The 13,427-nt window shown below is 48.7% G+C and carries 13 protein-coding genes, 15 tRNA genes and 3 rRNA genes; all 31 read left to right on the forward strand.

Going from position 1 to position 13,427, the window contains the following annotated elements; translation table 11 throughout:
* The first annotated feature begins 2 nt into the window (after positions 1 to 2).
* The 31 genes from NYE50_RS04555 to NYE50_RS04705 all read left to right on the forward strand — a co-directional run bounded on the left by NYE50_RS04555 (position 3) and on the right by NYE50_RS04705 (position 13,308).
* Positions 3 to 887 carry a nucleotidyltransferase-like protein gene (locus NYE50_RS04555; protein ID WP_014417244.1) on the forward strand — a complete coding sequence of 295 codons (885 nt, stop codon included), beginning with the start codon at positions 3 to 5 and terminating at the stop codon, positions 885 to 887.
* A gap of 229 nt (positions 888 to 1,116) precedes the next feature.
* Positions 1,117 to 2,666, forward strand: a 16S ribosomal RNA gene (locus tag NYE50_RS04560).
* A gap of 233 nt (positions 2,667 to 2,899) precedes the next feature.
* Positions 2,900 to 5,829: ribosomal RNA gene (locus tag NYE50_RS04565) — 23S ribosomal RNA — on the forward strand.
* A gap of 104 nt (positions 5,830 to 5,933) precedes the next feature.
* Positions 5,934 to 6,049, forward strand: a 5S ribosomal RNA gene (gene rrf, locus NYE50_RS04570).
* Together the 16S, 23S and 5S rRNA genes with 15 tRNA genes alongside form the textbook arrangement of a ribosomal RNA operon.
* A 9-nt stretch (positions 6,050 to 6,058) precedes the next feature.
* Positions 6,059 to 6,133, forward strand: a tRNA-Asn gene (locus NYE50_RS04575).
* A gap of 5 nt (positions 6,134 to 6,138) precedes the next feature.
* A tRNA-Ser gene (locus NYE50_RS04580) sits at positions 6,139 to 6,229 on the forward strand.
* A gap of 36 nt (positions 6,230 to 6,265) precedes the next feature.
* Positions 6,266 to 6,337 (forward strand) — tRNA-Glu (locus NYE50_RS04585).
* Between the two features lie 10 nt (positions 6,338 to 6,347).
* A tRNA-Val gene (locus NYE50_RS04590) sits at positions 6,348 to 6,423 on the forward strand.
* A gap of 7 nt (positions 6,424 to 6,430) precedes the next feature.
* Positions 6,431 to 6,507 (forward strand) — tRNA-Met (locus tag NYE50_RS04595).
* Between the two features lie 10 nt (positions 6,508 to 6,517).
* Positions 6,518 to 6,594: transfer RNA gene (locus tag NYE50_RS04600), tRNA-Asp, on the forward strand.
* A gap of 10 nt (positions 6,595 to 6,604) precedes the next feature.
* Positions 6,605 to 6,680 (forward strand) — tRNA-Phe (locus tag NYE50_RS04605).
* 3 nt (positions 6,681 to 6,683) lie between these two features.
* Positions 6,684 to 6,756 (forward strand) — tRNA-Thr (locus tag NYE50_RS04610).
* 11 nt (positions 6,757 to 6,767) lie between these two features.
* A tRNA-Tyr gene (locus NYE50_RS04615) sits at positions 6,768 to 6,852 on the forward strand.
* Positions 6,853 to 6,862: 10 nt separating this feature from the next.
* Positions 6,863 to 6,936: transfer RNA gene (locus NYE50_RS04620), tRNA-Trp, on the forward strand.
* 29 nt (positions 6,937 to 6,965) lie between these two features.
* Positions 6,966 to 7,041 (forward strand) — tRNA-His (locus NYE50_RS04625).
* Positions 7,042 to 7,050: 9 nt separating this feature from the next.
* Positions 7,051 to 7,122 (forward strand) — tRNA-Gln (locus NYE50_RS04630).
* Positions 7,123 to 7,175: 53 nt separating this feature from the next.
* A tRNA-Gly gene (locus tag NYE50_RS04635) sits at positions 7,176 to 7,250 on the forward strand.
* 6 nt (positions 7,251 to 7,256) lie between these two features.
* A tRNA-Cys gene (locus NYE50_RS04640) sits at positions 7,257 to 7,327 on the forward strand.
* 7 nt (positions 7,328 to 7,334) lie between these two features.
* A tRNA-Leu gene (locus NYE50_RS04645) sits at positions 7,335 to 7,423 on the forward strand.
* Between the two features lie 401 nt (positions 7,424 to 7,824).
* On the forward strand, positions 7,825 to 8,790 hold the full coding sequence (locus NYE50_RS04650) for a tyrosine-type recombinase/integrase (protein ID WP_340763313.1): 966 nt from the start codon (positions 7,825 to 7,827) through the stop codon (positions 8,788 to 8,790).
* Between the two features lie 187 nt (positions 8,791 to 8,977).
* A complete protein-coding gene (locus NYE50_RS04655) occupies positions 8,978 to 9,430 on the forward strand; it encodes a group I intron-associated PD-(D/E)XK endonuclease (RefSeq protein WP_340763315.1) in 453 nt (150 codons plus the stop codon).
* Entirely contained in the window at positions 9,427 to 9,876 is a 450-nt protein-coding gene (locus NYE50_RS04660; RefSeq protein ID WP_340763316.1) for a group I intron-associated PD-(D/E)XK endonuclease, read from the forward strand. Before NYE50_RS04655 ends, NYE50_RS04660 begins: the two co-directional genes overlap by 4 nt.
* A gap of 108 nt (positions 9,877 to 9,984) precedes the next feature.
* Complete coding sequence (locus tag NYE50_RS04665) at positions 9,985 to 10,311, forward strand: helix-turn-helix domain-containing protein (protein WP_227005773.1); 327 nt, start codon at positions 9,985 to 9,987, stop codon at positions 10,309 to 10,311.
* A gap of 464 nt (positions 10,312 to 10,775) precedes the next feature.
* On the forward strand, positions 10,776 to 11,099 hold the full coding sequence (locus NYE50_RS04670) for a hypothetical protein (protein WP_340763321.1): 324 nt from the start codon (positions 10,776 to 10,778) through the stop codon (positions 11,097 to 11,099).
* A gap of 44 nt (positions 11,100 to 11,143) precedes the next feature.
* Positions 11,144 to 11,359: a hypothetical protein gene (locus NYE50_RS04675; RefSeq protein WP_095284400.1), complete on the forward strand. Its 216-nt coding sequence runs from the start codon at positions 11,144 to 11,146 to the stop codon at positions 11,357 to 11,359.
* Positions 11,356 to 11,721, forward strand: coding sequence for a hypothetical protein (locus tag NYE50_RS04680; protein ID WP_095284397.1), 366 nt, complete (start codon positions 11,356 to 11,358; stop codon positions 11,719 to 11,721). The genes NYE50_RS04675 and NYE50_RS04680 overlap by 4 nt, the downstream gene beginning before the upstream one ends.
* Positions 11,718 to 11,852 (forward strand): hypothetical protein, encoded by a 135-nt coding sequence (locus NYE50_RS04685; RefSeq protein WP_283162084.1) that lies wholly within the window; start codon positions 11,718 to 11,720, stop codon positions 11,850 to 11,852. Before NYE50_RS04680 ends, NYE50_RS04685 begins: the two co-directional genes overlap by 4 nt.
* Positions 11,849 to 12,199, forward strand: a complete 351-nt coding sequence (locus tag NYE50_RS04690) for a hypothetical protein (RefSeq protein ID WP_340763323.1) — start codon at positions 11,849 to 11,851, stop codon at positions 12,197 to 12,199. The genes NYE50_RS04685 and NYE50_RS04690 overlap by 4 nt, the downstream gene beginning before the upstream one ends.
* A gap of 28 nt (positions 12,200 to 12,227) precedes the next feature.
* On the forward strand, positions 12,228 to 12,806 hold the full coding sequence (locus NYE50_RS04695; protein WP_340763325.1) for a hypothetical protein: 579 nt from the start codon (positions 12,228 to 12,230) through the stop codon (positions 12,804 to 12,806).
* A complete protein-coding gene (locus NYE50_RS04700) occupies positions 12,803 to 13,159 on the forward strand; it encodes a hypothetical protein (protein ID WP_029974748.1) in 357 nt (118 codons plus the stop codon). Before NYE50_RS04695 ends, NYE50_RS04700 begins: the two co-directional genes overlap by 4 nt.
* Positions 13,156 to 13,308: a hypothetical protein gene (locus NYE50_RS04705; RefSeq protein WP_157829261.1), complete on the forward strand. Its 153-nt coding sequence runs from the start codon at positions 13,156 to 13,158 to the stop codon at positions 13,306 to 13,308. Before NYE50_RS04700 ends, NYE50_RS04705 begins: the two co-directional genes overlap by 4 nt.
* Positions 13,309 to 13,427: the final 119 nt, after the last annotated feature.

The following is a 13,427-nucleotide window of genomic DNA, read 5'->3' on the forward strand; positions in this document are numbered from 1 at the left end:
TAATGGACAATCTTCTCCGTCCAATTTACCAAGAAAGAGCAAGTCATCCCGATACGCTGGCCGTCCTTATGATTGAGAGAAGGAGTAAAGCATCATCCATCACGGATAACTTTGATGCGGTCATGCTTGTCATTGTCAAACAGGCTGATGAACCTCTTTTTATAAAGCATTATGAATTCGAACAAAAAACCGCTTCTTTACATATTGTAACGGATGCTCTGCTTCAGGAATGGATTCTGCTTGGGACAAATAGAAGAGTCATAGATTGGATCATCAACGGCAAAGTGCTGTTTGACCGCAATGAATATATATCTGAACTCAATGACCGGCTCAGCACTTTTCCTTTCGCCGAGCGGAAATTAAAGATCGGAATGGAATACGGCAAGCTGATCAGAAGATTTGTAGAAGGAAAAGCGTTTTTTGAAGCTGATCATTTTCTGGATGCATATTATGCGGTAGTGCATGCTCTTCACCACTTGGCCCGCATAGAAGTGATTGACCGGGGGTTTTATCCCGAAACGACAGTCTGGAACCAGGTCCGTCACATTGAGCCGCAGGTATATAAGCTATATTCCGAACTTGTCGAGAGTCACGAAAGTTTGGAGAAAAGGCTCGAATTATTATTCTTAGCAAATGATTTTCTCATCCATTCAAAAGCTGAAATCGGTTCTGCGCACCTTTTTCAAGTGATGAAAGAAAAAGAAATGTGGCAGTTTGGAGAATTGCTGCAGCACCCTGAACTGCTGCACTTCACCCAAGATCTTGGTGTCATGCTTGATTACCTGACGGAAAAAGGCTTTGTTGAAGTATCTCAAATAGAGACCAAAGGGCAGGAAGTATATCATCGAGGATATTCTTTCAAAAAAAGTGTTGACGCTGAATCATAGGCATGGTATATTATTAAACGTCGCTGATGCGCTTCAACAAAAAGCTCACAGCGGCGGAGAAATAAAAACAAAAAAACATTTGACAGCAACTTGCTGGAATGTTATACTGAAAAAGTCGCCTCGAGATGAGGTTGAGATGATCTTTGAAAACTAAACAAGACAAAACGTACCTGTTAATTCAAAGTTTTAAATAAATCGCACAGCGATGTGCGTAGTCAGTCAAACTACTTTATCGGAGAGTTTGATCCTGGCTCAGGACGAACGCTGGCGGCGTGCCTAATACATGCAAGTCGAGCGGACAGATGGGAGCTTGCTCCCTGATGTTAGCGGCGGACGGGTGAGTAACACGTGGGTAACCTGCCTGTAAGACTGGGATAACTCCGGGAAACCGGGGCTAATACCGGATGGTTGTTTGAACCGCATGGTTCAGACATAAAAGGTGGCTTCGGCTACCACTTACAGATGGACCCGCGGCGCATTAGCTAGTTGGTGAGGTAACGGCTCACCAAGGCAACGATGCGTAGCCGACCTGAGAGGGTGATCGGCCACACTGGGACTGAGACACGGCCCAGACTCCTACGGGAGGCAGCAGTAGGGAATCTTCCGCAATGGACGAAAGTCTGACGGAGCAACGCCGCGTGAGTGATGAAGGTTTTCGGATCGTAAAGCTCTGTTGTTAGGGAAGAACAAGTGCCGTTCAAATAGGGCGGCACCTTGACGGTACCTAACCAGAAAGCCACGGCTAACTACGTGCCAGCAGCCGCGGTAATACGTAGGTGGCAAGCGTTGTCCGGAATTATTGGGCGTAAAGGGCTCGCAGGCGGTTTCTTAAGTCTGATGTGAAAGCCCCCGGCTCAACCGGGGAGGGTCATTGGAAACTGGGGAACTTGAGTGCAGAAGAGGAGAGTGGAATTCCACGTGTAGCGGTGAAATGCGTAGAGATGTGGAGGAACACCAGTGGCGAAGGCGACTCTCTGGTCTGTAACTGACGCTGAGGAGCGAAAGCGTGGGGAGCGAACAGGATTAGATACCCTGGTAGTCCACGCCGTAAACGATGAGTGCTAAGTGTTAGGGGGTTTCCGCCCCTTAGTGCTGCAGCTAACGCATTAAGCACTCCGCCTGGGGAGTACGGTCGCAAGACTGAAACTCAAAGGAATTGACGGGGGCCCGCACAAGCGGTGGAGCATGTGGTTTAATTCGAAGCAACGCGAAGAACCTTACCAGGTCTTGACATCCTCTGACAATCCTAGAGATAGGACGTCCCCTTCGGGGGCAGAGTGACAGGTGGTGCATGGTTGTCGTCAGCTCGTGTCGTGAGATGTTGGGTTAAGTCCCGCAACGAGCGCAACCCTTGATCTTAGTTGCCAGCATTCAGTTGGGCACTCTAAGGTGACTGCCGGTGACAAACCGGAGGAAGGTGGGGATGACGTCAAATCATCATGCCCCTTATGACCTGGGCTACACACGTGCTACAATGGGCAGAACAAAGGGCAGCGAAACCGCGAGGTTAAGCCAATCCCACAAATCTGTTCTCAGTTCGGATCGCAGTCTGCAACTCGACTGCGTGAAGCTGGAATCGCTAGTAATCGCGGATCAGCATGCCGCGGTGAATACGTTCCCGGGCCTTGTACACACCGCCCGTCACACCACGAGAGTTTGTAACACCCGAAGTCGGTGAGGTAACCTTTTAGGAGCCAGCCGCCGAAGGTGGGACAGATGATTGGGGTGAAGTCGTAACAAGGTAGCCGTATCGGAAGGTGCGGCTGGATCACCTCCTTTCTAAGGATTTTAACGGAATATAAGACCTTGGGTCTTATAAACAGAACGTTCCCTGTCTTGTTTAGTTTTGAAGGATCATTCCTTCAAAACATAGGAACACCTGCTAAATGCGCCACTTCCTGTGGCAACGCATGTGTTAGCATGTCCTATGCGTTGTTCTTTGAAAACTAGATAACAGAAGTAATTCACATTCAATTAGTAATGCAAGATATCACGTAGTGATTCTTTTTAACGGTTAAGTTAGAAAGGGCGCACGGTGGATGCCTTGGCACTAGGAGCCGATGAAGGACGGGACGAACACCGATATGCTTCGGGGAGCTGTAAGCAAGCTTTGATCCGGAGATTTCCGAATGGGGAAACCCACCACTCGTAATGGAGTGGTATCCATATCTGAATACATAGGATATGAGAAGGCAGACCCGGGGAACTGAAACATCTAAGTACCCGGAGGAAGAGAAAGCAAATGCGATTCCCTGAGTAGCGGCGAGCGAAACGGGACCAGCCCAAACCAAGAGGCTTGCCTCTTGGGGTTGTAGGACACTCTGTACGGAGTTACAAAGGAACGAGGTAGATGAAGAGGTCTGGAAAGGCCCGCCATAGGAGGTAACAGCCCTGTAGTCAAAACTTCGTTCTCTCCTGAGTGGATCCTGAGTACGGCGGAACACGTGAAATTCCGTCGGAATCCGGGAGGACCATCTCCCAAGGCTAAATACTCCCTAGTGACCGATAGTGAACCAGTACCGTGAGGGAAAGGTGAAAAGCACCCCGGAAGGGGAGTGAAAGAGATCCTGAAACCGTGTGCCTACAAGTAGTCAGAGCCCGTTAACGGGTGATGGCGTGCCTTTTGTAGAATGAACCGGCGAGTTACGATCCCGTGCAAGGTTAAGCAGAAGATGCGGAGCCGCAGCGAAAGCGAGTCTGAATAGGGCGAATTGAGTACGTGGTCGTAGACCCGAAACCAGGTGATCTACCCATGTCCAGGGTGAAGTTCAGGTAACACTGAATGGAGGCCCGAACCCACGCACGTTGAAAAGTGCGGGGATGAGGTGTGGGTAGGGGTGAAATGCCAATCGAACCTGGAGATAGCTGGTTCTCTCCGAAATAGCTTTAGGGCTAGCCTCAAGGTAAGAGTCTCGGAGGTAGAGCACTGATTGGACTAGGGGCCCCTACCGGGTTACCGAATTCAGTCAAACTCCGAATGCCGATGACTTATCCTTGGGAGTCAGACTGCGAGTGATAAGATCCGTAGTCGAAAGGGAAACAGCCCAGACCGCCAGCTAAGGTCCCAAAGTATACGTTAAGTGGAAAAGGATGTGGAGTTGCTTAGACAACCAGGATGTTGGCTTAGAAGCAGCCACCATTTAAAGAGTGCGTAATAGCTCACTGGTCGAGTGACTCTGCGCCGAAAATGTACCGGGGCTAAACGTATCACCGAAGCTGCGGACTGTTCTTCGAACAGTGGTAGGAGAGCGTTCTAAGGGCTGTGAAGCAAGACCGGAAGGACTTGTGGAGCGCTTAGAAGTGAGAATGCCGGTATGAGTAGCGAAAGAGGGGTGAGAATCCCCTCCACCGAATGCCTAAGGTTTCCTGAGGAAGGCTCGTCCGCTCAGGGTTAGTCGGGACCTAAGCCGAGGCCGAAAGGCGTAGGCGATGGATAACAGGTTGATATTCCTGTACCACCTCCTCACCATTTGAGCAATGGGGGGACGCAGGAGGATAGGGTAAGCGCGGTATTGGATATCCGCGTCCAAGCAGTTAGGCTGGGAAATAGGCAAATCCGTTTCCCGTGAAGGCTGAGCTGTGATGGCGAGCGAATTATAGTAGCGAAGTTCCTGATTCCACACTGCCAAGAAAAGCCTCTAGCGAGGTGAGAGGTGCCCGTACCGCAAACCGACACAGGTAGGCGAGGAGAGAATCCTAAGGTGATCGAGAGAACTCTCGTTAAGGAACTCGGCAAAATGACCCCGTAACTTCGGGAGAAGGGGTGCTCTGTTAGGGTGCAAGCCCGAGAGAGCCGCAGTGAATAGGCCCAGGCGACTGTTTAGCAAAAACACAGGTCTCTGCGAAGCCGTAAGGCGAAGTATAGGGGCTGACGCCTGCCCGGTGCTGGAAGGTTAAGAGGAGCGCTTAGCGTAAGCGAAGGTGCGAATTGAAGCCCCAGTAAACGGCGGCCGTAACTATAACGGTCCTAAGGTAGCGAAATTCCTTGTCGGGTAAGTTCCGACCCGCACGAAAGGCGCAACGATCTGGGCACTGTCTCAACGAGAGACTCGGTGAAATTATAGTACCTGTGAAGATGCAGGTTACCCGCGACAGGACGGAAAGACCCCGTGGAGCTTTACTGCAGCCTGATATTGAATGTTGGTACAGCTTGTACAGGATAGGTAGGAGCCTTGGAAACCGGAGCGCCAGCTTCGGTGGAGGCATCGGTGGGATACTACCCTGGCTGTATTGACCTTCTAACCCGCCGCCCTTATCGGGCGGGGAGACAGTGTCAGGTGGGCAGTTTGACTGGGGCGGTCGCCTCCTAAAAGGTAACGGAGGCGCCCAAAGGTTCCCTCAGAATGGTTGGAAATCATTCGCAGAGTGTAAAGGCACAAGGGAGCTTGACTGCGAGACCTACAAGTCGAGCAGGGACGAAAGTCGGGCTTAGTGATCCGGTGGTTCCGCATGGAAGGGCCATCGCTCAACGGATAAAAGCTACCCCGGGGATAACAGGCTTATCTCCCCCAAGAGTCCACATCGACGGGGAGGTTTGGCACCTCGATGTCGGCTCATCGCATCCTGGGGCTGTAGTCGGTCCCAAGGGTTGGGCTGTTCGCCCATTAAAGCGGTACGCGAGCTGGGTTCAGAACGTCGTGAGACAGTTCGGTCCCTATCCGTCGCGGGCGCAGGAAATTTGAGAGGAGCTGTCCTTAGTACGAGAGGACCGGGATGGACGCACCGCTGGTGTACCAGTTGTTCTGCCAAGGGCATCGCTGGGTAGCTATGTGCGGACGGGATAAGTGCTGAAAGCATCTAAGCATGAAGCCCCCCTCAAGATGAGATTTCCCATTCCGCAAGGAAGTAAGATCCCTGAAAGATGATCAGGTTGATAGGTCTGAGGTGGAAGTGTGGCGACACATGGAGCTGACAGATACTAATCGATCGAGGACTTAACCAATTTGAATGTATGCTTACTGTTATCTAGTTTTGAGAGAATTTTTTTCAAAAAAAACTCTTGCTTTTTCTGAAATACATAGTATAATAATACATGTCACTAAAACGTCTGGTGATGATGGCGAAGAGGTCACACCCGTTCCCATGCCGAACACGGAAGTTAAGCTCTTCAGCGCCGATGGTAGTCGGGGGTTTCCCCCTGTGAGAGTAGGACATCGCCAGGCAGACTTCATTCCGCAGTAGCTCAGTGGTAGAGCTATCGGCTGTTAACCGATCGGTCGTAGGTTCGAATCCTACCTGCGGAGCCATTTATGGAGAGCTGTCCGAGTGGCCGAAGGAGCACGATTGGAAATCGTGTAGGCGGTAACCCCGTCTCAAGGGTTCGAATCCCTTGCTCTCCGCCACTAATTATTAATACATAACAAACGAAAAAATACCAGGGCCCGTTGGTCAAGCGGTTAAGACACCGCCCTTTCACGGCGGTAACACGGGTTCGAATCCCGTACGGGTCACTTATATGATGGAGGATTAGCTCAGCTGGGAGAGCATCTGCCTTACAAGCAGAGGGTCGGCGGTTCGAGCCCGTCATCCTCCACCATTATTATCGCGGGGTGGAGCAGTTCGGTAGCTCGTCGGGCTCATAACCCGAAGGTCGCAGGTTCAAATCCTGCCCCCGCAACCAAAAATTAAATGGTCCGGTAGTTCAGTTGGTTAGAATGCCTGCCTGTCACGCAGGAGGTCGCGGGTTCGAGTCCCGTCCGGACCGCCATTTATAAAATGGCTCGGTAGCTCAGTTGGTAGAGCAACGGACTGAAAATCCGTGTGTCGGCGGTTCGATTCCGTCCCGAGCCACCATTTGCCGGTCTAGCTCAATTGGTAGAGCAACTGACTTGTAATCAGTAGGTTGGGGGTTCAAGTCCTCTGGCCGGCACTCTAAATGATGGAGGGGTAGCGAAGTGGCTAAACGCGGCGGACTGTAAATCCGCTCCCTCAGGGTTCGGCAGTTCGAATCTGCCCCCCTCCACCATTTTATAAATAGGGGCATAGTTTAACGGTAGAACAGAGGTCTCCAAAACCTCCGGTGTGGGTTCGATTCCTACTGCCCCTGCCACTATATTATTTATTCATCTTCAGATTATGGCGGTTGTGGCGAAGTGGTTAACGCACCAGATTGTGGCTCTGGCACTCGTGGGTTCGATTCCCATCAATCGCCCCATTTTATCATTGGGCTATAGCCAAGCGGTAAGGCAACGGACTTTGACTCCGTCATGCGTTGGTTCGAATCCAGCTAGCCCAGTTGCATTTTTTAAAAAACAACAGCATAAGATGTATTAAGTTCTTTTACATGTTGCGGAAGTAGTTCAGTGGTAGAACATCACCTTGCCAAGGTGGGGGTCGCGGGTTCGAATCCCGTCTTCCGCTCCAAATTACGGCGGCATAGCCAAGTGGTAAGGCAGAGGTCTGCAAAACCTTTATCCCCGGTTCGAATCCGGGTGTCGCCTTTCTATTGCCGGGGTGGTGGAATTGGCAGACACACAGGACTTAAAATCCTGCGGTAGGTGACTACCGTGCCGGTTCAAGTCCGGCCCTCGGCACCAATTTAACTTTGAACGAACTATGTTAAATTGGTCATCAGTTTTCACATTATAAAACATATATGAGAGTGATTTGCATATTGCAGATCACTTTTTTTATATAATAAAAACGTAATGACTATCAATATAAGTTTCTTGTTTGTATCGTATATACTGCATTACCATTTAAAAAACTTTGCTAAAACCGTTGACGTTTTATGAAATACATGTTATATTTATATACGTCGGTTGAACACGACGCATTACATGCCGGTGTGGCGGAATTGGCAGACGCGCACGACTCAAAATCCGCGGATACATTCCGGTGACATAAACGCTAATATGACGGGCGATCTACGCAATGTAGGTGGCTTTTTTGCGTTCGCATTCGTACGATTACGTTTATTTAACACAAAACGGAGGCGATGCGGTTGGCTAGGCGGTCAAATATAATAGCGGCAGTCCCGGAGACGGACAAGCCCGAAATTGAACTAACCGATTTTGAAACGGCATACAACGCATTCATACGAGAATGTAAAATTAAGAATCTTTCGGAACATACGCTTAAGTATTACCGGAACGAACTACTGTCATTTCGCTCGATGCTCGAGCAGCAGGGCGTATCGACTAGACCTGAAAAAATAACGCTACCGATATTGAAAGAGAACGTTATTGTGTACATGATGGATAAACTAGGAAGGAAAGAGACCTCGATCAATACGAGGCTTCGCGCTATTAGGGCGTTCTTTAATTTCCTCGAAAAGAACCGTATGATAGGCGATAATCCTGCGAAAGAACTTTCGTTGGTTAAACAGAAGAAAGAAGTAATTGAGACGTTCAGCCGCGAGCAACTTCGTGATATTCTGCGGCAGCCGGATCAGGGAACGTTTACAGGCTTTCGTGATTATACAATCATGTTATTACTCATCGAAACTGGTGTGCGTGTACGAGAACTGACTGATATAAGCGTCAAAGATATCCGTTGGGAGGATTCGCAAATACTGATTAATGGGAAGGGTTATAAAGAACGTCTTGTACCGATTCAATCGACTGTTAAAATACGGTTAAGAAAGTACGTTCAGATACGCGGAGATGTACCAAATGACGCTTTATTTGTTACGATAGACAATACCCCACTAACAACACGACAGGTTCAGAACCGACTTTCTAAGTATGGCCGTATGGCAAATATTAAGAATGTTCGGTGTTCTCCACATACATTCCGACACACCTTTGCAAAGATGTCTGTTCAAAACGGCGCAGATGTATTCGCACTTCAAGCCGTACTTGGGCATTCAAGTCTTGATATGGTTCGGAATTACGTGAATCTTTTCAGCAGTGATGTTATGGATGCGCATAAAAAATTCAGTCCAGTAGAAAAGTTATTTTAACCTCGTCTTTTTAGACGGGGTTATTTTTTTTGACCATTTTCCGAAGTGCTTTCGCAGTTAATAGTGACGGACGAAAAAAGTTTCGTAATCCGTGTCGCAAAATTGACGGCAGCCTACCCGTTATATAGGTGTAAGGCAAACGGAGAACTAGTCGAGGAGATACCGACACACAAAAGGAGGAAAACGTATGTTGCCGCAAATGAGAATTAACGGAGCAGCAGCCGAACTTTTCGTAAAAGGCGACTTGTTGCTAAAGAATTACGTACCTTTCGAACCGGAGATAGACAATACAGAATGTGATATCGCGATTATTCAAGACGGAAAGCTTGTACGCATCCAAGTAAAGAGCGCTCGCTCAGAAGATCTCGAAAAGGTTAAGTTCGACTTAACGCGTTCAAGCGCATCCAGTCGCTTTTATACGAAAGATGATTTCGACGTGATAGCGCTATACGATTTCGCAACCAATAAGATTGCGTATATCGATTGGCAAAGCATAACGCATAAACGAAGTATTACGTTGAGGTACACAGATACTCACTGCAAGAATGGATTCGTTAGAGAGAATGGTCGACTGTTCTTTGATGATTATCGAGAGTTTCCGCAGATTATACGAGGTGTATCGAAGGAGGAGTCCGCATGAATAGTAGAGGAATGATCGGATATGCATCAGAAAGGCTAGTTGAATCAGACCTGCTTTTCCAAGGAATTGTCGTTTTAAATCCAAGCCAGCCAGATTTAGAGTACGATTTGGTTGCGCAAATCGGGAACGAAAATTTCAAAATACAGGTTAAAACAGGGAGGCGGAAAGATGACAAGGTGCTTGTAGCGGACATTAGAAAATCAGCGAGCCCACGTAACCCATATAAAAAACTGCACTATACAAAAGACGATGTAGACATTTTTGCGATTACAGATCCGGAAACGAGAAGGGTAGCCTATTATCCTGCGGGCGAAGTCAGACGAGAAATAACTTTTCGTTTTGAAAAGCGAAAATGCATAAACGGGTATGCTGAGAGGTTGTTCAATGATTTCACAGACATTAAAGCCGCCATAGAAAAACTGTCTTCGCTGCAGAGAATATCATAGACGAGGTGATAACGAATGACCGACGAACATCAGCGGCTCGTATCCGTCGAATCTCAATCGGAATACAACGTCACGTCCGGCAAGGCCGAAACGCGGATCTTCGTTAAGATGTACGTCGACGCCGTTAAGAAAGGCCTTATCGCGGACATCGGGGCGGAGCGTTGGCAGACCCTTTGCGTACTGTCTTCGTTCATGAACGCTAATGGCGAATGCTACCCGACGCAAGATCAGATAGCCGGCGCACTAAATCTCAGCCGAGCTGCGGCTAACAGGCGGATCAAAGCGCTATGCGAATATCGGTGGCAGGAGCGGCCGTTAGTCGTAAAGCAGAAGGCGCGGGACCCGAAGACGCAGCGATGGGATAACGCAAGATATACGATCATGCCGATCAGTCAGCTCGCGATATTCGATGGAGATACGGAGGAGCTTACGTAGCCATGTGACGCCTAGCCATACACGGCGGACCCATACACGGCTCGACTTTACACTAACTAGAACCATCTTTTAACTAGAGCCATTAATAACTAGATAAATAATAGCGCTCAATTAAAACCTTTTCGCGCGCAGATACTTATTAAATAATAATTCTATCGCGATAATGAACATCCGCAAGAGTGAGCGTAAGCGAACGATTGCTAGGTTTTATTAACAAACGAAGGAGGAGGTCTTCATAAGTTTCTTGATATGCACAGTAGTCGTAATAACTATTTCAATACTGTTAGGCACAGATTATCAGGATAATTGGTATAAGTGCCATAACGGGCATGTGTTTAAAAGACCTAAAACTAAAACCGTCATGGATTACGAGGGTTTTGAAGAAGAGGTAATGGTCTGTCCTGATTGCGGATGCGACGAGACTTTTTACAGAGAGTTGATTAACGAAGGAGGCGACGCCTACCATGGCGATTAATATCCCGATCTCACCCGATTACAAACTAACGTCCGATACGCTTAACATCATCGTAAATGAACGCTATTTCACCGACCCGACGAAGTCGCCGAATTGGCCGAAGAAGCTTGCGGAGAACCCGAACGCCGACCCGACGCCGAAGGAAAAGTGGCGCGAAGTAGCGTATCACTCAACGGTCGAACGCGCCGTACTCGACGTAATGAATCGGCGGCTGCGTGACTCGGATGCGACATCGCTTTCGGAATTAGCACGATTAATACGGGAGTTTCGCGAGGGAATAGCGGCGTTACTGACGGTCGAGGGCGATTGGTAGGGTAAGCGGTAAAACGCGAAAATACACGGAATGGAGGCGCTAAAGTGACCGAAGAAGTTAAACGATTGCGCTGTGCTGTGGCGGATATGATTGGCGAGAATGAGCGGTTGAAGGCGAAGAACGCGCGTCTTGAACTGCGAAATAATGAACTCCGGCGCTGTGTTCCTGCGCTTAGTACAATCGCGACCGTATCGAGTATTTCTACGGGAGATATCGTTCTTAGGGAAATCAATAGAATCGCAAAGGAGGCGCTAAGATGAAACCGACAATCACGAAGGAGCAGGCGGAGGCTATCGAATTTTTACGAAGCCTCGACGCAGTATCAGATGAGTGGTTTTTGTTCGAATATGCCGATGTATATTTCGGTGGGGAACCGGACTCTCCGGAATTTGGTCCGATCGCAGACATGAATATTATGACGCTTGCAGCCGCATTGATCAACGGATACGAAGTCGAAGCGACGCCGGAAGACCTGGTACGCGAGTATTTCGCAGAACTTCAGGAAAAGCAACGGACTGCGCAATCCCGGGGCGTTACGTTCAGTTTGGAATGCGAAAGGGAAGGCGTTATCAATACGCTCAATCTTCTCGGAGTGAAAATCGAAGGAGTGAACGCACGATGAAACGACCGACACCGTACGAATTAAACGAAGCAATATCAGCGCTACAGCTCGGCGTACCCGAACACCTTTATCATCACGTTTGGCGCCTTCTCTACGAAATCGAAGCCTTACGTGAGGAGGTCGGAAGATGACGACGTATGAATCAAAGCCGGTCGCCAAGTGGAAAACCCCCGATTTTATCGGCTACCTGCACGCCAAGCATAAAGAAACTTACGGAATTCCTTACGTAACGAACAATCGCGGCATGGAGGCGAAAAACCTAAAGCGGATGATCGACGAGCAAGGCGCCGAGGTTACGCGGAGATTCATCGATAAATGTTTCGCGGAGAAAAAGCCGACGCTGAAGTATCCGGGCTGTAACTTTGCGTTCATGTTTTCATATATGCGCGAAAGTGTCTTATCGCGTGTGCTTACGGAAGTCCAAGCCGAACAGAAACGGGCTGATCGCAATGAAGGCGTAGATACTACGTGGTTTTAACGTGAACAAATACGAGGAGGCTGACGAAATGAAAATCGATTTGAACGCAATGGGATACGAAGAGTTACTGGCGCATGGTGAAGTGGTAATGGAGGCGATTAAAAAGCGCACGTTTCAAGAAGGATTTCGAGCGGCTAAACAAGTTCAGCGTAAGTTGGCGGAAATGAAAGCGTCTATTAACGCCCAAGACCACCGTGATGAAATCGTTGAGCAGGCGAAGGCGGACGTTGAAGAACAATGTTTCGAGTTGTTCGCATATGACCTGGAATTTATTGTCAATCGAGACAAGAGGACGGTTGTTGTGTTATTGCGCGGATATAGAACGGGAGGGGTCATCGAAAAAGGAATCGCAAAAGCCGCACCTAACGACTGCTTCAACGTCCATATCGGAAAGGCGATTGCGTTAAGACGTGCGTTGGGATTGAAGGTGCCCGACGAATACTTGAACGCTCCGCAGCCGACTGAGGTTCGTGTAGGCGACGTTGTTGGTGCGCCGTACGGAAGAGGCCCGTATAAGCTCAAAAAACGGCACTTTAGCGAAATTGATCTTACGTATTTAAATCGCTGCAAAATCATCGACGACTCACGCGAAGAGGTGGGCGAATGACCAAGGCAAAAGCGTCCGTTGGAGATTTGATTCGATTGACCATTTATGGAGGCAAGAATTATCCGGAAGGGAGCGTTCTCCGTGTTCATGAAATTATCGACATGTCTCCGATTAGAGAAAAGATCGCAAACGGCGAGTATGATCGGGAATATGTAGAAATCAACTATCCGGAAGGGACTGCGGCGGATGAAGTTACGGCTTTTCCGACATGGGTTCGGATGGATGTAAACATTCACGAAGAATGCTTCGGAACGATGTTTTTCCTTGAGAACGAAGATTACGAGGTCTTAGCCGAAGAGGAGAAAGCTGCGTATTTAGAAAACGAGAAAAAACAAAAGGAGGAGTGCGAATGACTTTAAAATATACGATGAGTGAGGCGGAGATCGTCGAAGCTATGGTCCAGTGGCTTAAGCAACGAGGCTACGTGGCGGCCAAAGGAAGGTTTGTACTCAATCAATGGAATCGGGAAGTAAAAGCGGAGTTTACTCTGCGCAAGCACTAACGAAAGGAGGCGCGTAAGTGACGTACCATAAACGCTTGAAAACAACGGTGTTTAAAAAATATAGCGGGTACGATTGGACTTACGACGCCATGTATCCAGAGCCTCGAGTGAAGGGCGCA

Source organism: Bacillus sp. EU55, assembly GCF_038005925.1.
GTDB lineage: Bacteria > Bacillota > Bacilli > Bacillales > Bacillaceae > Bacillus > Bacillus velezensis.